This is a genomic window from Corynebacterium sp. HMSC05D03 (genome assembly GCF_001807205.1).
Classification (GTDB): Bacteria; Actinomycetota; Actinomycetes; order Mycobacteriales; family Mycobacteriaceae; genus Corynebacterium; species Corynebacterium aurimucosum.
The window spans coordinates 85911-103903 of the sequence record NZ_KV788186.1 but is presented as its reverse complement, the minus strand read 5'-3'; the positions used below and the strand labels follow the sequence as shown (position 1 = coordinate 103903).

Annotated in this window: 17 protein-coding genes; 3 read left to right on the top strand and 14 right to left on the bottom strand. The window is 61.1% G+C overall.

Annotated features, from left to right (window positions below):
* Positions 1-4 precede the first annotated feature (4 nt).
* Together HMPREF3147_RS09985 and pth (HMPREF3147_RS09980) are read right to left on the bottom strand one after the other, a co-directional pair.
* Positions 5-862, bottom strand: coding sequence for an SDR family NAD(P)-dependent oxidoreductase (locus tag HMPREF3147_RS09985; protein WP_070447122.1), 858 nt, complete (start codon positions 860-862; stop codon positions 5-7).
* A 41-nt stretch (positions 863-903) separates the two neighbouring features.
* Positions 904-1584, bottom strand: a complete 681-nt coding sequence (gene pth / locus HMPREF3147_RS09980; protein ID WP_070447120.1) for an aminoacyl-tRNA hydrolase — start codon at positions 1582-1584, stop codon at positions 904-906.
* Positions 1585-1622: 38 nt separating this feature from the next.
* Here pth (HMPREF3147_RS09980) and HMPREF3147_RS09975 point away from each other — a divergent pair, with 38 nt between their 5' ends.
* Together HMPREF3147_RS09975 and HMPREF3147_RS09970 are read left to right on the top strand one after the other, a co-directional pair.
* Complete coding sequence (locus HMPREF3147_RS09975; RefSeq protein ID WP_070447119.1) at positions 1623-2606, top strand: nitronate monooxygenase; 984 nt, start codon at positions 1623-1625, stop codon at positions 2604-2606.
* Between the two features lie 64 nt (positions 2607-2670).
* Complete coding sequence (locus HMPREF3147_RS09970) at positions 2671-4125, top strand: glyceraldehyde-3-phosphate dehydrogenase (protein ID WP_070447116.1); 1455 nt, start codon at positions 2671-2673, stop codon at positions 4123-4125.
* Positions 4126-4304: 179 nt separating this feature from the next.
* Here the strand turns inward: HMPREF3147_RS09970 and HMPREF3147_RS09965 are convergent, their stop codons facing one another.
* From HMPREF3147_RS09965 to HMPREF3147_RS09910, 12 genes are all read right to left on the bottom strand, one after another.
* Entirely contained in the window at positions 4305-5837 is a 1533-nt protein-coding gene (locus tag HMPREF3147_RS09965; protein WP_083276486.1) for an ABC-2 family transporter permease, read from the bottom strand.
* Positions 5830-6573 carry an ATP-binding cassette domain-containing protein gene (locus HMPREF3147_RS09960; RefSeq protein WP_070447115.1) on the bottom strand — a complete coding sequence of 248 codons (744 nt, stop codon included), beginning with the start codon at positions 6571-6573 and terminating at the stop codon, positions 5830-5832. Before HMPREF3147_RS09960 ends, HMPREF3147_RS09965 begins: the two co-directional genes overlap by 8 nt.
* 86 nt (positions 6574-6659) lie before the next feature.
* Positions 6660-7331: a response regulator gene (locus HMPREF3147_RS09955; protein ID WP_070447113.1), complete on the bottom strand. Its 672-nt coding sequence runs from the start codon at positions 7329-7331 to the stop codon at positions 6660-6662.
* Positions 7312-8517 carry a sensor histidine kinase gene (locus HMPREF3147_RS09950; RefSeq protein ID WP_070447110.1) on the bottom strand — a complete coding sequence of 402 codons (1206 nt, stop codon included), beginning with the start codon at positions 8515-8517 and terminating at the stop codon, positions 7312-7314. Before HMPREF3147_RS09950 ends, HMPREF3147_RS09955 begins: the two co-directional genes overlap by 20 nt.
* A 30-nt stretch (positions 8518-8547) precedes the next feature.
* Positions 8548-9453, bottom strand: coding sequence for a polyphosphate kinase 2 (ppk2, locus tag HMPREF3147_RS09945; protein WP_070447108.1), 906 nt, complete (start codon positions 9451-9453; stop codon positions 8548-8550).
* A gap of 75 nt (positions 9454-9528) precedes the next feature.
* On the bottom strand, positions 9529-9993 hold the full coding sequence (locus tag HMPREF3147_RS09940) for a PepSY domain-containing protein (RefSeq protein WP_230307889.1): 465 nt from the start codon (positions 9991-9993) through the stop codon (positions 9529-9531).
* A gap of 95 nt (positions 9994-10088) precedes the next feature.
* Entirely contained in the window at positions 10089-10967 is an 879-nt protein-coding gene (locus tag HMPREF3147_RS09935) for a fumarylacetoacetate hydrolase family protein (RefSeq protein WP_070447104.1), read from the bottom strand.
* Between the two features lie 5 nt (positions 10968-10972).
* Positions 10973-11521 carry an aminoacyl-tRNA hydrolase gene (gene pth / locus HMPREF3147_RS09930; protein WP_070447102.1) on the bottom strand — a complete coding sequence of 183 codons (549 nt, stop codon included), beginning with the start codon at positions 11519-11521 and terminating at the stop codon, positions 10973-10975.
* A gap of 93 nt (positions 11522-11614) precedes the next feature.
* Positions 11615-12271: a 50S ribosomal protein L25/general stress protein Ctc gene (locus tag HMPREF3147_RS09925; RefSeq protein ID WP_070447100.1), complete on the bottom strand. Its 657-nt coding sequence runs from the start codon at positions 12269-12271 to the stop codon at positions 11615-11617.
* 209 nt (positions 12272-12480) lie between these two features.
* Positions 12481-13455 (bottom strand): ribose-phosphate diphosphokinase, encoded by a 975-nt coding sequence (locus tag HMPREF3147_RS09920; RefSeq protein ID WP_070447098.1) that lies wholly within the window; start codon positions 13453-13455, stop codon positions 12481-12483.
* 24 nt (positions 13456-13479) lie between these two features.
* The gene (gene glmU, locus HMPREF3147_RS09915) at positions 13480-14943 is read right to left on the bottom strand and encodes a bifunctional UDP-N-acetylglucosamine diphosphorylase/glucosamine-1-phosphate N-acetyltransferase GlmU (RefSeq protein WP_070447097.1); all 1464 of its coding nucleotides are present in this window, start codon (positions 14941-14943) and stop codon (positions 13480-13482) included.
* 65 nt (positions 14944-15008) lie between these two features.
* Positions 15009-16268 (bottom strand): MFS transporter, encoded by a 1260-nt coding sequence (locus HMPREF3147_RS09910; protein ID WP_070447096.1) that lies wholly within the window; start codon positions 16266-16268, stop codon positions 15009-15011.
* A 70-nt stretch (positions 16269-16338) separates the two neighbouring features.
* Here HMPREF3147_RS09910 and HMPREF3147_RS09905 point away from each other — a divergent pair, with 70 nt between their 5' ends.
* The gene (locus HMPREF3147_RS09905; RefSeq protein WP_049154285.1) at positions 16339-17973 is read left to right on the top strand and encodes a multicopper oxidase family protein; all 1635 of its coding nucleotides are present in this window, start codon (positions 16339-16341) and stop codon (positions 17971-17973) included.
* Positions 17974-17993: the final 20 nt, after the last annotated feature.

The following is a 17993-nucleotide window of genomic DNA, read 5'->3' as shown; positions in this document are numbered from 1 at the left end:
GCTGCTACCACTCCACATTGAGCTGGCGGCCCAGATCATCAAAGATGCGCCGGGCCACGGAGAGCTTCTTCGCAATCGGCCGCTGCAGGCCTGGCTTGCGCTTCTGGTTGTAGTACTCGCCGGAGTTGAAATGGATGCCTGGTGTGCCGCTGAGGAAGTAGGCCAAGTTCTCCCCACCCTTGTCCGCCTTGCCCAAGACGTATTTCGCCGCAGTGGTCGAATACAGCTTGCTCGTCCTGCTCGTCGAGTTATGCCCGAAGCCAGTATTCAAAACGCCCGGGTGGAAGGCCACGGAGGTAAGCCCGTGGGAGTCGAGGTAACGGGTCAACAGAATATCGCCTAACTTGGCGTTGCCATAGGCGCGCTCGGCGCTGAACTTTTCAAAGGTATTCGGGTCACCGGGGTCGAAAGAGGAATACAGCATGTTGGCCAACGAGGCGGTCTGCACCACGGTGGCGTTGCTGGCACGCAGCGTATCGCGCAGCAAGGAGGTCAGCAGAAATGGGGCCACGACGTTGATCTGCCACGTGCGCTCGAAGCCATCGGCGGTGGCAAAAGGGCCGTCGAACATGCCGCCGGCGTTATTGCCCAAGGCATCGATCTGCGGGTATTGGCTCAGCTCCTCGGAGAGCCGGCGCACCTGGCCCAAAGACTCATAATCGGCCACATGAAAGTCAGCGCCGATGTCCTCGGCCACAGCCTGCGTCTTCTCCGGATTGCGGCCTACCAGAACCAGCGAATCCTGCGGGCGGCGCTGGTGAAGGATACGGGCAGCGGCCGCGCCCACGCCGTCCGAGGCGCCGGTGATGACGATAGTTCGAGGGTCGTTATGCGATGGCAGGCTGTGGCTCGTGCGGCTCATACTTGGACAGTGTAGGACGTTGAGCTAAGGCGCGCCGGGGTTTATTTCGACCGGGAGTGGATTTCCTGCTGGGCCTTGGTGAGGCCCTCAGTCACGATGAGGCGTGCAGCCTCAGCGGCAGTGGCGATGGTGGAATCGAGCTCAGCGCTGGCATCGACAGGCGCGAGCACCCAGTCCGGGATGGAACCACCCTTCGGCGGGCGCCCGATACCGATGCGCACGCGCAGGTAATCGCGCGTGCCCAGGCGCTCGCTCAGCGACTTTAGGCCGTTGTGGCCGTTCTCGTTACCGCCCTTTTTAATGCGCACCTTGCCGACGGGCAGGTCGAGCTCATCGTGGATGACGATGATGTTCTCGGCCGCAACTCCCAGCTGCGTGGCCAGCGGGGCGATCGGATCGCCAGAGAGGTTCATGTAGGTGTGCGAGCGCAGCACCACGACCTTCGTGCCACCGAGCTCAAGCTGTGCAGCGCTGAGTTGGTGCCCTGTGACAGGCTCAAGCATGTCACCAGATTCGGCGAGGAGATCATCCACCGCCATGTACCCCACGTTGTGGCGGGTTGCGGCATATTTCGCGCCGGGATTGCCCAAGCCCACGATGAGCCACTCGGCGCTTAAATCCGCCGGGTTTAATCCGGAGGTCGCGGCCTTCTGTGTTTTCTTATTCGGTGCTTCACCGGCGCGGCCAAAGAGGCGGGTGAAAAAGTCACGGATGGCAGACACTACAACTCCCTTGATGGCTTTCTTTAGGCTGGGTAACCATGAGTCAACTTCTTGAGACTATCACTTGCCCCGTCCTACCTGCCCCGATGGCGGGCGGGCCCACCACGCCTGAACTGGTGGCCGCCGCCGACGCCGCCGGTTCCTTCAGCGCGTTGGGGCTGGGAACTTGCTCCGTCGACGCCGCGCGGGAGGCCATCGCTGCATGTGCTGGCACGCGTTTCGGGGTCAATATCTTTCACCCGCAGCGCGCACTGACCGAAACGGAATTCGCGGCTGCGCAGTCCCTCGCTGCGGAAGAGGGCGCCGTGCTTGGCGACGTCTCCCTAAACTTCGGCTGGCAGGACAAGTTCGAGGCCGCGCTGGAGGGCGGGGCAGCAGTGCTGTGGTCGATGTTCGGCGCCTTTAGTGAGGAAGAGATCGCACGCATCCATGCCGCTGGGGCAGAGGCGTGGACCACGGTCACCACCCCCGAGGAGGCGCAAGCCGCGGCTGCCCGCGGCGTCGATGTTGTGTGCGTGCAGGGGCCTGAAGCGGGCGGGCACCGCGGCGTGTGGGACCCGGGTGCGGAACCGGATCAGCGCCCACTTAAAGAACTTGTCGCGGCGGTCCACCAGGTCACGGACCTTCCACTCATTGCCGCGGGTGGTCTGCGCACCGCAGAGGATGTTGCCACGGCCCTGGCCTGGCCGGGGGTAAAAGCAGTCAGCTGTGGTTCCGCCTTCCTGCTCTCCGAGGAGGCCGGGACGAGTGAGCACAACCGGGGACTTCTGCGCCGCGGTGGCCAAACGGTTTCCACCCGCGCGTTCTCCGGACGCTATGCCCGCGGGCTGGAGACCGCCTACACACGGGCACACCCGAACCTGCCTTTGGTCTACCCCTATCTCAACGCGCTACTGAAACCTCGCCGTGCCCAGCTCGACGCAGACGTGGACTATTGCCTCGTCGGCGTCGATGTAATGAAACTTCGCGGGGGTAGTGTGGCGGAGATCCTCGCTCAACTACACCCAAACGGGCATGAATAAGGGTTAATATTTACGGATGGACAGAGTTTTACACCCTTTTTGACGAGTAAAGGATACAAAGCACGTGACTTCGAACGCGCACATTGGGCACGAGGATTGGAACGAGCGCCTGGAGCTGGCCCAAGAGATGATCCCGCTCATCCACCAGCTGCACCGCAACAATAACGTTGTCACCTCTATCTACGGCCGTCTGCTCATCGGCGTGACCGACATCGACATCATCAAGGCGCACCGCTACGCCCGCCGCATCGCTGAGCGCGAGCTTTCCACCGCAGAGACCCTGCCTATTCTCAAGGAACTGTGCTCGATGAACCTGGGCACCGCTTCCATTGACCTGGGCCGCCTGGCCACTGGCTTCGAGGAATCCGGCTCCGATAACCTGCGCAACTTCCTCGAGGAGACCCTCGTCGATCTCGTCGGTGCCGGTGTGGATAAGGAATCCACCGACGTCGTTCTCTACGGCTTCGGTCGCATCGGCCGCCTGCTGGCTCGCATCCTCATCGCCCGCGAGGCTGCCTACGGCGGCGTGCGCCTGCGCGCTATCGTCGTGCGCAAGAAGGGCGACATTGACATCTTCAAGCGCGCCTCCCTCCTGCGCCGTGACTCCGTCCACGGTGCCTTCAACGGCACCATCGCTGTTGACGAGGAGAACGAGGTCATCTGGGCCAACGGCACCAAGATTCAGATGATTTATGCCAATGACCCGGCGGACATTGACTACACCAAGTACGGCATCGACAACGCCATCGTCGTCGACAACACCGGTGTGTGGCGCGACCGTGAGGGACTGTCCCAGCACCTGCAGTCCAAGGGTGTGGCTCGCGTGCTGCTCACCGCTCCGGGCAAGGGCGATCTGAAGAACATTGTCTACGGCATCAACCACGGCGCCATCGAGGACTCCGACCAGATCCTCTCCGCCGCATCCTGCACCACCAACGGCATCACCCCGGTGCTCAAGGTCATCAACGACCGCTACGGCGTGGTTCATGGCCATGTGGAGACCGCACACTCCTTCACCAACGACCAGAACCTCATCGATAACTTCCACAAGGGTGACCGCCGCGGTCGCGCAGCTGGCCTGAACATGGTGCTCACAGAAACCGGTGCGGCCAAGGCCGTGTCCAAGGCTCTGCCGGAGTTCGAGGGCAAGCTCACCGGTAACGCCATCCGCGTTCCCACCCCGGATGTGTCCATGGCTGTGCTCAACCTCGAGCTGGAGAAGGAAGCTGACCGCGACGAGGTCAATGACTTCCTGCGCAACGTGTCCCTGCACTCCGACCTGCGCCAGCAGATTTCCTACATCGCTTCTCCGGAAGTTGTGTCCTCTGACTTCGTTGGTTCCACCCACGCCGGTGTGGTCGATGGTCTCGCCACCATCTCCTCCGGCAAGCACCTCGTGCTTTACGTGTGGTACGACAACGAGTTCGGTTACTCCAACCAGGTCATCCGCATCGTCGAGGAAATCGCCGGCGCTCGCCCGGTGGTCTACCCGAAGCGCGTCGATGTTTCTGAACTCTAAGAGCTAGAACAAGAACACCGCCCTCGCTGCATGGCGTGGGCGGTGTTTCGCTGTTTTAGGCTCCTGCTCGGTCTGCGACCTAGCTTTGCCAGGATGCTTCAAACGCGCAACTGCCCGATCTGCCAAAAGTACGGGCCAAGATCGAAAAATCTAGACTGCTTTTGTCAGATTCGTCAGTTTTAGCGGGGAGACAGCGCACGCGTGTGGAGCAGACGCCGTGCGAGCAACGCGGCAGCCGCACAGAGCACCACAGTCAGCGTCATGGCGATGGCGTAGCGCAGAGACGAGTACGCAACTAAGGGCCAAGCAGGGAAGGCGAGTATCCACAGACCGGTATCTGCCAAGACGTCGCCGCCTAAGGTGACGGAGACGATAGTCCCCACGATGCTGAGGGCGATAGCGCTTACAATGCCGAGGCGAACCACCAGGATGAGTGATACTGCCGCGATGGCAAAGCCCACCCCAACCGTAAGGGGAAATGCCGGAAGCTGGGCCGCGACATCGCCACCTGCGAGCGCACTGGCCAGGTATGCGGCAGCGCATACCGCCAGGATGACACACAGGAACCAGAGGAGAATCCCGGATGTGCCGAACCGTGTTTCCATATGGACCAACGGCCATGAATCAGCTACACGGGGCCAAACGAGGACCGGCAAGATACCTGCGCCGACCGGAAGCAGAAAGTAGTGAAAGAAACCTTCGACGTAGTTAGCGGGATATTGCAGGGCGACAAAGCCTAGCGCCAGAATGCTGAGCATCAAGCAAGAGAACACCGCTGGGCTAAAAGCTGCACGGTGGAGTCCTAGCAACGTGGACCACAGCGAGGACTGTGCCGCCGCACGGGGGTGTCTCGTTGGCTGCCATACTTGGGCTTCTTCCATGGTGGTATTAGCAACGTCGGCATCAGTCTGGGCCGTTGTGGAACGCGCGAAACGGTGTCGCAGCGAGAACATTGGCCGGTATCGTCGCGGCGTGTAGACTGCGGCTAATGCTCCGAGAACGGCGAGGATGACGCACAATATGAAAGCCGGTAGTGGACTGCTGGTGAGAAGTGGGTCTTGTGGTTCAAGAGGCACCGAGTTCTGGTGAATACGCAATGCGCGCAGAAGCAATCGTTGCGGCCATGCTGGGGGAAAGGCCCACCACCTGCCTGATTCGACAGTGCACGGAAGGATGCTGATTATTTGCCATAGGGCCGCGGCTACCAGCGTTAAGCCGAAGCCCAGTCGGCGGGCACAGGCAGCGGAAAGCCCGGCAATGCCAAGCGCGCCAAGGAAGGAGTAGAGCCCAGCTACGAGGATAAGTTCATGATTCTCCCGCCCCTGGGCAGCGACAACGAACCAAGAAACACCAAAGTTCAGAATATGGAAGACCGCAAGGCTGACAATGACAACGATAAAGCGAGCAGCATTCTCGAGACGCGGGTTGAGGTTTCTCCATTGCGTTCCGCCGCTGCGAGTGATGGTCTCGCGGCGTTCTGGAATGGCAGCGAACAGCCCAGTAAGAGGGGAATACATGCCGGTAACAAACAAGGATTGCCAAGCCAAGACGCCCGTGGCATCAGTGCGTGCTGAGGCCATTGAGGAGAAAATGATTGTCATGATGACCAGCGGTAGCGCCAGCAAAGGCAACCACTGTAAGGCGCTTCCACGGCTGCGCAGTAGTTCTGCTGAAAGGTAACTCGGGCGAGGGGCAGTAGTGTGCTTAGGCACGTGACTCTCCTTCCCGGTTGGTAGGCGCTTGGGAGGGGTGGCTCGGTGAGGTAAGTCGGAAGAATTCTTCCTCCAACTGACCACGTGGAGCTAGCTCGTGCAGGGAACCGGAATAGCGAATCGTACCCTCGGCCAAGACGGTGATGTCATGGGCAAGGTGCAGGACCTCTCCAAGCTGGTGGGAGCTGACGATAACGGTGTGCCCAGCCGCGGCTAGTTGTTGTAGTAGCTCTCGCAATTCCATGATTCCTTGGGGATCGAGGCCATTCTGGGGCTCATCAAGAACAAGAACCTCTGGATCGCCGAGGAGAGCTTGCGCTAACGCTAGGCGGGCCTTCATACCAGTGGAAAAGGATTTCGCCTTCTTGGAGCCAACGCCGCTGAGCCCAGCGATGGAGAGAACCCGGTCAATCTCAGAGTCGGGAAGCCCCAGAAGTCGAGCGTGAACGCGAAGATTCGCCGCGGCAGACAGATGACCATAAAAGGCTGGCCCGTTCACTGAGGCACCAATGCGGCGAAGCACATTGCGGTTCCAAGGTTGGCCCGCCACGCTGATGGAGCCCGAGTCAGGAGGCAGGAGGCCTAAGAGGATGGAGAAGATTGTTGATTTTCCTGCCCCGTTGCGCCCGAGGAGCGCATGCACGCGGCCAGGGGAGATGTGGAAGGAAACATCATCGAGGACTCGTTGCCGACCAAAAGACTTCGAGATGTGCTCAAAAGAGATATCGCAATTCATAAAATGCAGTATCGCCGGGGCTCATCATAAAGGAATCCGCCTGCATGATGGTCTTCAGCGAGCAGACCTCCTACCGTGGTAGGAGCTTAGGCAACCCCAGCACGCTGCGCTAAGAGAACGAGGGCCACTCGGTCACGTGCGGCGAGTTTAGACATGAGCGCGGAGACGTGAGTTTTCACCGTGGTTTCTGCGATGACCATGTCGGCGGCTATCTCCGCATTTGTAGCACCACGCGCGATGAGCGAAAGCACTTCCATCTCGCGGCGCGTTACAAGACTGAGTCCTTGGCGTTCCTGGGCGCTGAGGTTTTCGCGCGTCAGCGCCGAGCGATAAGCCTCCAGCACTGGGCCGGTTACCTCGGCGGCCAGCACCGATTCTCCTTGCGCCACGTTGCGAACGGCGGTCACAAGAACCTCTGGGTCGGCATCCTTCAGCAGGAAGCCGTGGGCGCCAGCGGAGATGGACCGCGCCACGAGCTCTTCATCATTGAATGTGGTGAGCATGATGATGCGGCACTCGGGCTTGCGCTCGAGTATGGCTTGCGCCGCTGCAATGCCGTCCATGCCAGGCATGCGAATGTCGAGGATAGCCACATCAATGTGGTGGCTTATTGCTGCTGCCACGGCATCCGCCCCCGTGGCCGCGGTGGCCACGACCTCGATGTCTTCTTGCGCAGTGAGGATGGTAGACAGTGCTGAGAGCAGCATTGCTTGATCATCGGCCAACAAGACGCGGATTCTAGAGCTGCTGGGTTGCATCCATTGTCTCCTTCATCGGTATCTGTGCGTGCAAGGAAAAGGAATGAGCATCGCCGGAATAGTCGAGGCGACCGCCAAGCGAACGAGCTCGTTCCGCCACTCCGACTAAGCCCACGCCGCTGCCCGCGACGTTGCTTGGCGTGGGATGAGGATTGGTGGAGATGAGGGTGAGCGCGGCGGCGTCATCAAGTACAAGCTCAACCACGACATGCGTGCCGACGCCCTGATGGCGCAGAGCATTCGTCAAGCCCTCCGTGGTAATGCGAACCAATGCCATCTGCACCAACGACGGCACGGCGTATTCAGCTGGGAGGTTTGCGTCGACTTTCAGCCCGGCAGCGCGGAAGCCTTCGAGGATTCCTTCGATGTGCTCAAGTTGTTGAGCAGGCTCTAGAGCCGTGGGGCCGGGTGAGCGCAAGGCAGCGACGATTCCGCGAACCTCGCCCAAGGCGGTATCCGCATTATCGCGGATCGAAAGAAGTGCTTCTTCAGCCGCGCCGGAGTCCGTATTCGCTGCAACGATGCCTGCATTAGCCTGAACCTTAATCAGGGTGAGGGAATGGGCAAGGACATCGTGCAGTTCCCGTGCAATGAGGAGGCGTTCTTCTTCTTGTGCCTGGTGGAAGCGCTCGCGGGCTAGTATCTCCCGTTGGCGATCACGGTCAAAATACCGGGCAGCGATGAAATACGTGCTGCCCAGCACTGCCCAATGGGCCACCACCATGGCAAGGAAGGGTGTGTCTACCTCATAGCGCAGAAGGTAAGTCTCAGTGTCGATGCGCCACATGAAGGGGGAGATAAAGGTACCGAGTGCGGTGATGAGGAGGACCACCCGCGGAACCAGCCTCTGGGTGATGTACCGCGAGGTGGTGTACACGGCCATGGGGGCGGTCAGCGCCCACGGGGTGAGGCCGCTATTGGTGGGGAGCTGGTTCATCCATATGACAGCCCAGGCCAGGAGCAGAACTAGGAATCCTGTTGCGCTCACGATTGGCCTCGAGCGCCACACGAGGAAGAACGGTATGAACAGCAGCGACAAGAGAGCCTCGAGTACTTCCACCGTTCCGGAAGAGGAAAACGCCAAGGCACAATAAAAGGCCGCTACGAGCCCTGCGACTCCTGCGAGTAGCGCGTCCCCCAAATGCACCGAGGACAGGAAGGTACGCGCGGTGCGGGAAGAGCTCATAGACGGCCATGGTAGTACATGCCGAAAGTACTACTTCTTTTTCTTGTCCTTCTTGCCCTTCTTTTTCTTTCCCTGCTTCTTGCCGGAGCCGTTGCCGTTGACCTTGTCGCGCTCCAAATCGGCTGCGACATCTGGTACGTAGGCAAATTCATTGCGCGGCGGGCGTACGTATTCGGCCTCGAGCTCGGGGCGATCTGGGATCTCAGGAACATCCTGCTCTACGTGCTGGTACGGAACCATCTTGAGGATGTGGTTGATCACGTTGATGCGCGAGCGCTTCTTGTCCTCGGATTCCACGGTGTACCACGGGGAGGACGGGGTATCGGTGTGGACGAACATTTCATCCTTGGCACGCGAGTAGTCTTCCCAACGGGTAATGGACTGCAAGTCCATGGGGGAGAGCTTCCAGCGGCGCAGCGGATCGTTGCGGCGGGACTTAAAGCGTGCGAGCTGCTCCTCATCAGAAACGGAGAACCAGTACTTAAGAAGGATGACGCCATCCTCGATGAGCATGTGCTCCAGCAGCGGAGCCTGGTGAAGGAAGCGCACGTATTCTTGCTGGGAACAGAAGCCCATGACACGCTCCACGCCGGCGCGGTTGTACCAGGAACGGTCGAAGATGACGATCTCGCCGGCGGTGGGCAGCTTCTCAATGTAGCGCTGGAAATACCACTGGCCCGCCTCACGGTCGGTGGGCTTCGGCAGCGCCTCGATGCGGCAGGTACGCGGGTTCAGGTATTGCGTAATGCGTTTGATGGCGGAACCCTTGCCGGCGGCGTCGCGGCCTTCCATGATGATGACCACGCGGGCGCCGGTCTCAACGACCCACTGCTGCATCTCGACGAGCTCTGCTTGGAGGCGCTTGAGCTCGTCCTCATAGGCTTGCTTGTCTAGCTTCGGCGGCTTGGTGGCAGACTTCTTAGACTGTGAACTCATACCTCTAAATTTACCGCTTAGCTGGGAGAATCCCTAACCGCGGGGGTTAAGCAAGTGGGGCGAATTGGGAGGTATTTAGTCAACCTCGTGTTGCGTCACCGCGCCGCTGGCGGCGTCGACGTCGAGTTCGTGTTCCTGGCCATTCGCCTTGAACTCGATCTCCCAGTGCGGGCCCTTGCCGTCGTCACCATCGTCGTAGTCGACCTCTTTTTCTGTGACGGTCTGGGCATCAACGCCGGCGTGGGATAAAGCTTTCTCGAATGCTTCATCGCCGGTGAGTTTCCCGGAATTCTCTGCTTTTCCGGCGTCCCCGGCAGCAGCCGTGTCTGCAGGCAGCTGGGCGTCGTCATCGCGGTCATCGTCGTCATCAACATCGCCCTGGTCCGCGCCAGTTGCAACGGCTGTTTCCGTCACGGTTTCCACAGACGCGGGAGTCGGCGTCGGGGCGGGATCGGCCTCTTTATCTGAAGAGCACGCAACCAGCGCGGTGCTGGCGCATAGTGCGAGGCCGGCGGCGGTGAAGCGGGAGCAAAGAGTCATTGAGGCTCATCCTCCTTGGTCAGTCGGGCACGTGTGGTGCCCCACCCTAACGAAACCTGTCAGTTTTCGCTGAAGATCCTGGATACGGCTGAATGTTAACGGCCGTGACAGATACAGCCTTCGCCGCAGCCCCCGGCAGCGGGAGGTTCGCCGAAGCGCGTGGTGTTCTCAATCGCGCCGAGCCCTTCGATGCTGATGCGGGTGCGGGAGCCGTCGCCAAGCAGTGCTTCCTCACCGCGCGCGAAGCCCACGCCTTCCGGGGTGCCGGTGGCAATAACATCGCCCGGATTCAGAGGGTAGAGGGAGGAACAGAAGGCGATGAGCTCGGCCACGGAGAAGATGAGGTCATCGGTGTTATCGTCCTGGCGGACTTCACCATCGACGGTCGTGACTAGCCGCGCGGCCTTGCCCGGGGCCCATTCATCAGTCGTGGTCAACCACGGTCCGAAGCCGGCGGTGCGGTAGAAGGATTTACCGGCGTGGAACTGCGTGGTAGCGCGCTGATAATCGCGCAAAGTGTAGTCATTCATGATGGCATAGCCCGCCACATGCCCGAGCGCCTCCGCTACCGGAACGCGGTGCGCACGGCGCCCAATGACCACGGCGAGCTCTCCTTCATAGTCCAGCTTCTTCGTGGCATAGTCCGGGACGTAGACGTCATCGAAAGGGCCGGTCAGAGCCTCTGGAAACTTGATGAAAAGCGTGGGTTGTGTAGGCAGCTCGCGGCCCATCTCACGGGCATGCTTGGCGTAGTTAACGCCGACACAGATGATCTTTCCTGGGTTCGGGATGACGGGGGCGAGGTCGGCGTCGTCAAAAACCACCGGCTCGCCGGAGAGCTGCGCGGCTTTACGCCAGTCTGGACTGGCCAGCAATTCGCCGACATCCTCATAATCCAGTTCGGTGCCCACGTTGGGGCCGTCAATACGGATAGCGCAGGTGCCAAAACTGGTGCGGAGAGTAGCGAGCTTCATGCCGGCTAGTCTAACGCGCGAAGAATCTCATCCACCGCATCAGCACAGACGATGGGAATCTCTTGGGCTTCCTGTTTGCTCCATGGCTTGAGAACAAACGCGGCTGGGTCCATGCGGCCAGGTGGTCGGCCTATACCCACTGAAAGTCGCTGATAGTCCTTAGTGCCCAAAGACTTCGTGGTGGAGCGCAGGCCATTGTGGCCGTGGTCCCCGCCGCCGAGGCGTCGCTTGATGGCGGCGAAGTCAAGCTCCAGCTCATCGTGGACAACGATGATGTGATCATGCGGAACGTTGAAGTACTGGGCAAGGGCCTTGATGGGGCCGCCGGACAGGTTCATAAAGCTGCGCGGCTTGGCGACGATCACCTTGGCGTCCCCACGCCGCGCTTCGGCGACATCCGTGTTTGTCTTCTTATGAACGGAAAAGGAAGTCAGCAGCTCGTGGGCTAGTTCATCAGCCACGTCAAAGCCAATGTTGTGGCGGGTACCGGCGTACTTCGGTCCGGGGTTTCCTAGACCAACGACGAGAAAGGGAGAAGAAGTCACGCTGCCCATTCTAAACAGCGCGAGGGCTAAAACGGCGAACCGCGCCCGCCCCAGGAAAGCAGGGGCCAGGCGCGGTGCGCTAAATAGGTGAGGGGGGAGGATTTACTCCTCGTCCTTCTTCTCCTCGGAAGCTCCCTCATCGGTGGACTCGGCGCCAGCCTCAGCGCCGCCTTCCTCGGCAGCCTCAGCGGCAGCCTCGACGTCCTCATCAACCTCCGGCTCGGAGATGGAGACGATGACGGTGTCTTCCTCGGCCACCAGGGTGGTGCCCTCCGGCAGGGTGATGTCGCCAGCGGTGACCACGGTGCCGTCCTCGAGACCCTCGATGGACACGGCGATCTCTTCCGGAATGTTGAGTACGTCGGACTCGACCAGGAGGACGTCGGCATCCTGGATGAACATGAGGCCCGGAGCCGGCTCGCCCTCGATAGCGAGCGGAACCTCAACCTCAACCTTCTCGCCACGCTTAATGGAGAGCAGGTCGATGTGCTCGATGTTGAAGGTCAGGACGTTCTGGTCGATGTGCTTGACCATGACCAGGTGCTGCTCGCCCTCGAGCTCCAGCTCGAACACGGCGTTAACACCTTGGTTACGGACGACTGCGGTCATTTCCAGACGGTCAACGGCGAAGTGCAGAACGTCGACGGCGTGGCCGTAGACAACGCCCGGGATCTTGCCGGCAGCGCGCAGACGGCGAGCGAAGCCCTTGCCAAACTCAGAACGGACTTCAGCCTTCACTACGGGGCGCTCAGAAGCCATAAGTAAATCTCCTTAAAGTATCGTTGTGCGGCAAGGGCTGATGAAGGACCGTGTAGATACGACAAAAGCCTGCCGATGGACGTCTTGGACGAGTCATCGCAGGCTTAATACAAGATTCACTGCTTAACTTGTGCTATCGCGTCGATAACGGATTTCTCCCTCGCCGAGACGCACCAGATTTTAGCAGCAGCGTTGTCGCTGAACCAAATTTAGTGGGTCTCAAACAGGGTGGTGACAGAACCGTTCTCGAAAATCTCGTGAATGGTGCGAGCCAGCAGCGGGGCGATGGACAGCACCGTGAGGTTGTCCCAGCCCTCGGTGGACTGCGGCAGAGTGTCGGTGGTGATGACCTCTACGGCACCGCACTCGGACAGGCGTTCGCGGGCCGGGTCGGAGAAGACACCGTGGGTGCAGGCGATAACCACGGACTTAGCGCCGGCCTCTTCCAGCACGCGGACCGCGCCCGCGATGGTGCCACCGGTATCAATCATGTCATCGAGCAGGATGCAGTCCTTGCCCTCGACGTCACCGACGACGCGGTTGGACACCGTCTTGTTGGCCTCGGTGTTAGAGCGGGTCTTGTGGACGAAGGAGAGCGGGGCATCGCCCAACTCGTGTGCCCACTTCTCCGCGACCTTCACGCGGCCGGCATCGGGGGAGACTACAGCCAGGTTGTCCAGCGGGTACTTGGACTTGATGTAGTCGGTCAGGATCGGCATGGCGTGCATGTGGTCGACTGGGCCATCGAAGAATCCCTGAATCTGGTCGGTGTGCAGATCTACGGACACGATGCGGTCCGCACCGGCAGCGGCCAGCAAGTCTGCCACCAAGCGGGCGGAGATGGGCTCGCGGCCTAGGTGCTTCTTGTCCTGGCGTGCGTACGGGTAGAAGGGCAGGATGGCGGTGATGCGCTTGGCGGAGCCGCGCTTGAGCGCATCAATCATGATGAGCTGCTCTACCAGCCACTTGTTGAGCGGCTGGGTGTGGGACTGCATCACGAAGCAGTCTGCACCACGGACGGACTCCTCGAAGCGAATGAAGATCTCACCGTTGGCGAAATCGCGGGCGGTGGTCGGAACCAGATCGGTTTTGAGCTCCTTGGCCACAGCCTCAGCCAACGCCGGGTGAGCGCGCCCGGTGAAGAGCATCATGTTCTTGCTGCTGCCGGTAACCTTGCCAGTCATCAGTAGATATCCCTTTACTTGTCGTTAGTTAGTGGTCTGTTCGTCAGCCTTGGCGTCCTGTGCCTTGTCGGCTGCTTCCGCTGCCGGCGTGCCCGGGCGCTTCTTTTGCACCCAACCTTCGATGTTGCGCTGCTTGCCGCCGGAGACCGCGAGCGCTCCCGGGGGAACGTCGTCCTTAATTACTGTACCCGCACCGGAGTAGGCGCCATCACCGACGGTAACGGGAGCAATGAACATGGTGTCCGAGCCAGTGCGCACGTGGCTGCCGATGGTGGTGTGGTGCTTGTTGACGCCGTCGTAGTTGACGAAGACGGAGGAGGCACCAATGTTGGAGTAGTCACCCACGGTGGCATCACCGATATAGGTCAGGTGGGGAACCTTGGTACCGCGGCCAATCTGGGCCTTCTTCGCCTCGACGAAGCCGCCCAGCTTGCCTTCTTCACCCACGATGACGCCGGGGCGGATGTAGGTGAACGGGCCAATCTGCGCATTGCTGCCAATGACGGAGTCGAAGCCGTGCGTGCGCACCACGCTGGCGCCTGCTCCGACCTGCATATTGGTCAGGGTGGTGTCGGGGCCAATCTCGGCGCCATCGGCGATGGTCGTCGCACCCCACAGCTGGGTATTGGGGTGAATGACAACGTCCTGACCAATGGTCACGTTGACGCCGATCCAAGTGGTATCGGGATCAACGATGGTGGCGCCGCCACGCATGGCTTCCTCGACCACACGGCGGTTGAGAAGGCGGCCGGCCGCGGCCAACTGCACGCGGTCGTTGACACCGGAGAGCTCCTCCGGATCAGCAGCAACGTGCGCGCCGACGCGGTGGCCGGCCTCGCGGGCAATCTCCAGCACATCGGTGATATAAAGCTCACCCTGGGCGTTATCGGAGTTGAGCTTCGTCAGGGCGTCGCGAAGCACAGCCCCATCGAATGCGAAGACACCGGAGTTGACCTCGCGCACCGCGCGCTGCTCTTCGGAGGCATCCTTCTGCTCCACGATGGCGGTGACAGAACCATCCTCGGCGCGCAGCACGCGGCCGTAACCGGTGGGATCCTCCAGAGTCATGGACAGCACGGTCACGGCGTTAGCTTCGCCGGTGTGGGCCTCATGCAGCTGACGCAGGGTCTCCGGGCGTAGCAGGGGAACGTCACCGTTAGTCACGATGACGGTGCCATCGAAATCAGGCAATGCACTCAGGCCGCACTGCACGGCGTGGCCGGTACCGTTCTGCTCTTCCTGGATGGCCTGGGAGACCGCGCAGTCCAGCTCCTCGGAGATGGCATCGACGGCAGGGGAGACCTGGTCGCGCTGGTGGCCCACGACGACCACGAGGTGCTCTGGGTGCAGGCCAGCGGCTGCGTGGAGGGCGTGGCCGAGAAGTGACCTCCCGCCAATCTCATGCAACGTCTTCTGGGTTGAGGATTTCATGCGGGTACCTGCACCTGCTGCAAGGACGATGGCGGCGCAGTTAGTTACTTCAGCCACGAGTGTGTGCTTCTCCTGTGATTGGGGATGTCAGGACTTACTTTTTTCATCATAACGCGTACGTCCTATTTTCCGCGTGATACCTCCGGAAGTGCGCGGGCACGCCATGCTCCAAGTAGCCCGATGCAGGCCAGGAATAAAATGGCCGCCGAGGGGCCAGCCAAAGCGATCACGGCGGAGATACCGCCGATCACGAGGAGGATGACGCCCATCATGGTGTTCGCGGCTCCGACGTAGCGGGTGCGTTTATCCTCGCCCGCCATATCCACCACATAGGTCTTGCGCGCCACGCGAATGGCAGCGTGCGCCAGGTTGACCAGGAAGAATCCGAGGGGAAGCGCCCACATGCTTACCGCTGTCGGTGCCCACGCCGCACAGGCCACGATGGCCAGCAAGATGATCGCCGCGGCACCTGCGGCCCAGGACATGACCAAGCGCGACGACTTATCAGAGAGCACACCGGATACACGGCCGCCCACGAGGCTGGCCAAGCCCGAGGCCAAGACGAAGCCACCGAGCCCACTCAAAGCCTGCGAGCCGATGCTCTGTGAAAGCACCACGATGAAGGAGGTGGATAGGGCAGACACCAGCAGCAGGGCGCGAACGTTGACGAAGCTGCGGAAGCGCGCATCCTGGGTGTATAGCTGCCAGGTATCCTTCCACCAGCTGCGGTTCATACCTTCCCGGCCGGAGTTTTCTGGCACCGGCTCCTCGATGCCGCGAAAGACCGCTGCCGCCAGGAACCACGTGGCTGCGCCGATGGCCAGCAACGCCGCCAAACCCCAGCGCGGGAGCTCACCTAGTACAGCGAGGATGACGCCAGTAATAAGGGTGACTGCGCCGCCGAGCTGTGTAGCGTGACCGGTCACCACTCCGCGGTGCCCCTTGGAGATGGTGCGGCCTTGCACGTCCTTGCCGGTCAGCGAACACAGCGCGCGGAGTACGGCAAGCGCCGCAAGGGCGAGGCAGACGATGAGGCCGAGGAGGGGGCCTTCGACAAGCACGGCAGCCGCCGCGATGATCGCCGCGCACAGACCCTGGCCCACCGAGCCCAGCACCCACAGGCGCTTGCGAGCTGGGTGGGTGAGCACCCACGGAGTCCAGGCGGCTTGGGGGAGCATGGAACCGGACTCGCGCAAGGGCACCAGCAGGCCGGTGAAGAAGCCTGGGACCCCGGCCACACTGAACAGCCAGGGCAGGACTGTCTTTCCAGAGAGCAATTGATCGCCCACGCCCTGCAGGCCGTTCGACCAGACGAAGCGGCGGGCATTGGCGGACTCGTTGGAGGGTGAGGAGCCGTGGGGAGATGCAGAACGCGAAGCCATGACTGTGATCTTAAGCCCGGCTCGGCCTTATCTGGGTCCTAAGGTTCACCTGATCTCTATCCTGGGAGGCATGTCTATCTCCGCTCGCCCTACAGTATCCCGCCGTATGTTCGTCCAGGGTTCCGTGCTCACTGTCGCCGGTGCCGCCGTGATGGGGCTGAGCGCCTGTTCCACCTCGGGATCGAAGAATCAGCCGGAGCCGCTGGGCTACGACGGCGAGCCGCGCGCTCTGCCCATCCCGCCCGTGGAGGAAGGAGAGGTTGTCGACGGCACACGCGTATTCAAGCTCACCGCCCAAGATGGCTACTCGGAGATCCTCCTCGGCAACGACCGCACGCGGACGTGGGGCTTCAACGGCGCCTTCCTGGGGCCCACGCTGCGCGCCCGTCGCGGTGAAAAAGTCCGCGCGGAGATCACCAACGACCTTATTGAAATGACCACGGTGCACTGGCATGGCATGAAGCTGCCAGCCTACTCGGATGGCGGCCCGCACTCGCCGATTGAGGTGGGCAAGACCTGGAAGCCCGAGTGGGAGATCATCCAACCCGCGGCCACGCTGTGGTACCACCCGCACCCGCACATGGCCACGGCCACGCATGCCTACCGCGGGTTGGCGGGCATGTTCCTTATCGACGATGATGTTGCCGATGACCTCGACATTCCACAGGACTACGGTGTCGATGACATCCCGGTAGTCATCATGGATGCCAAGTTCACCGATGACGGCCAGATTGATGAAAAGAGCGATAACACCCTGGGCCTTCTGGGTACCACGCCTCTGGTCAACGGCATCACCAATGCGCGCTTCGACGCCACCACGCGCCGGGTCCGCCTGCGCCTGCTCAACGGCGCTTCGATGCGCTTCTACACACTGGAGCTTACAAACGGCCCCTTCCACATCATCGCCACGGACACGGGGCTTCTCGACGCCCCCGTGGAAGTCGACTCCCTCTTCCTCGGCCCCGGCGAGCGCGCCGAAATTATCGTGGACCTGGAGCCCAGCAAAGAAGTGCAGCTGCGCTCGGTGCCGCGCAAGGATAACTTCGGGGTGCCCAAAGACAAGGATGCGGCTGACTTCGGCTTCCAAGATTCCTTCGACCTGCTCACCATTTCCGGGCCGGAAGAGTCCGCGCCCGAAGCCCCCGCCCTGCCGGCAACGCTTGACCCCGCTGCGGCGAAGACCCCGTCCACGCAGGGCCTTGAAGAGCGTGAGTTCGTGCTCAACACCTTCATGATCAACGGTGAGCAGATGGACATGGCACGCGTGGATACCGTCATCGACCACGATGCCCCGGAGATCTGGACCGTGACCAATGAGAACTCTGATTGGCCGCACAACTTCCACATCCACAACGCCCGCTTCAAGGTTCTTGACTGGGACGGCGATGAGAAAATGGATGTCTTCAACTCCGGGTGGAAGGACATTGTGAACCTTCCGCCGAAGGTAACCGCGCGCCTGCTGGTGGAGTTCGGCCACTTCCCGGATAAGACCATTCCGTATATGTACCACTGCCACATGCTGCTGCATGAGGACGAGGGAATGATGGGGCAGTACGTCATGGTCAACAAAGGCGAAAAGCCCGACGTGCGCGTGAAGCCCGCCGCCTTAGTCTTCGACCAAACCGCCACCGCGCACTCTGCTCACGCGGGCCAGGTGGTGGATTCCTCCCGCAGCCCCTATGCGACGCCGGAGGCGAAGGCCTAACCAAGAGTCAGGCTAGGCTT

Bases quoted from the DNA above. Each gene is read 5' to 3' on its own strand.
- HMPREF3147_RS09905 (WP_049154285.1), top strand. From the start codon at position 16,339: ATGTCTATCTCCGCTCGCCCTACAGTATCCCGCCGTATGTTCGTCCAG.
- HMPREF3147_RS09920 (WP_070447098.1), bottom strand. From the start codon at position 13,455: ATGACTGGCAAGGTTACCGGCAGCAGCAAGAACATGATGCTCTTCACC.
- HMPREF3147_RS09935 (WP_070447104.1), bottom strand. From the start codon at position 10,967: ATGAAGCTCGCTACTCTCCGCACCAGTTTTGGCACCTGCGCTATCCGT.
- HMPREF3147_RS09950 (WP_070447110.1), bottom strand. From the start codon at position 8,517: ATGAGCTCTTCCCGCACCGCGCGTACCTTCCTGTCCTCGGTGCATTTG.
- HMPREF3147_RS09975 (WP_070447119.1), top strand. From the start codon at position 1,623: ATGAGTCAACTTCTTGAGACTATCACTTGCCCCGTCCTACCTGCCCCG.
- pth (WP_070447102.1), bottom strand. From the start codon at position 11,521: ATGGGCAGCGTGACTTCTTCTCCCTTTCTCGTCGTTGGTCTAGGAAAC.
- ppk2 (WP_070447108.1), bottom strand. From the start codon at position 9,453: ATGAGTTCACAGTCTAAGAAGTCTGCCACCAAGCCGCCGAAGCTAGAC.
- HMPREF3147_RS09955 (WP_070447113.1), bottom strand. From the start codon at position 7,331: ATGCAACCCAGCAGCTCTAGAATCCGCGTCTTGTTGGCCGATGATCAA.
- HMPREF3147_RS09960 (WP_070447115.1), bottom strand. From the start codon at position 6,573: ATGAATTGCGATATCTCTTTTGAGCACATCTCGAAGTCTTTTGGTCGG.
- HMPREF3147_RS09925 (WP_070447100.1), bottom strand. From the start codon at position 12,271: ATGGCTTCTGAGCGCCCCGTAGTGAAGGCTGAAGTCCGTTCTGAGTTT.
- HMPREF3147_RS09940 (WP_230307889.1), bottom strand. From the start codon at position 9,993: ATGACTCTTTGCTCCCGCTTCACCGCCGCCGGCCTCGCACTATGCGCC.
- HMPREF3147_RS09910 (WP_070447096.1), bottom strand. From the start codon at position 16,268: ATGGCTTCGCGTTCTGCATCTCCCCACGGCTCCTCACCCTCCAACGAG.
- HMPREF3147_RS09985 (WP_070447122.1), bottom strand. From the start codon at position 862: ATGAGCCGCACGAGCCACAGCCTGCCATCGCATAACGACCCTCGAACT.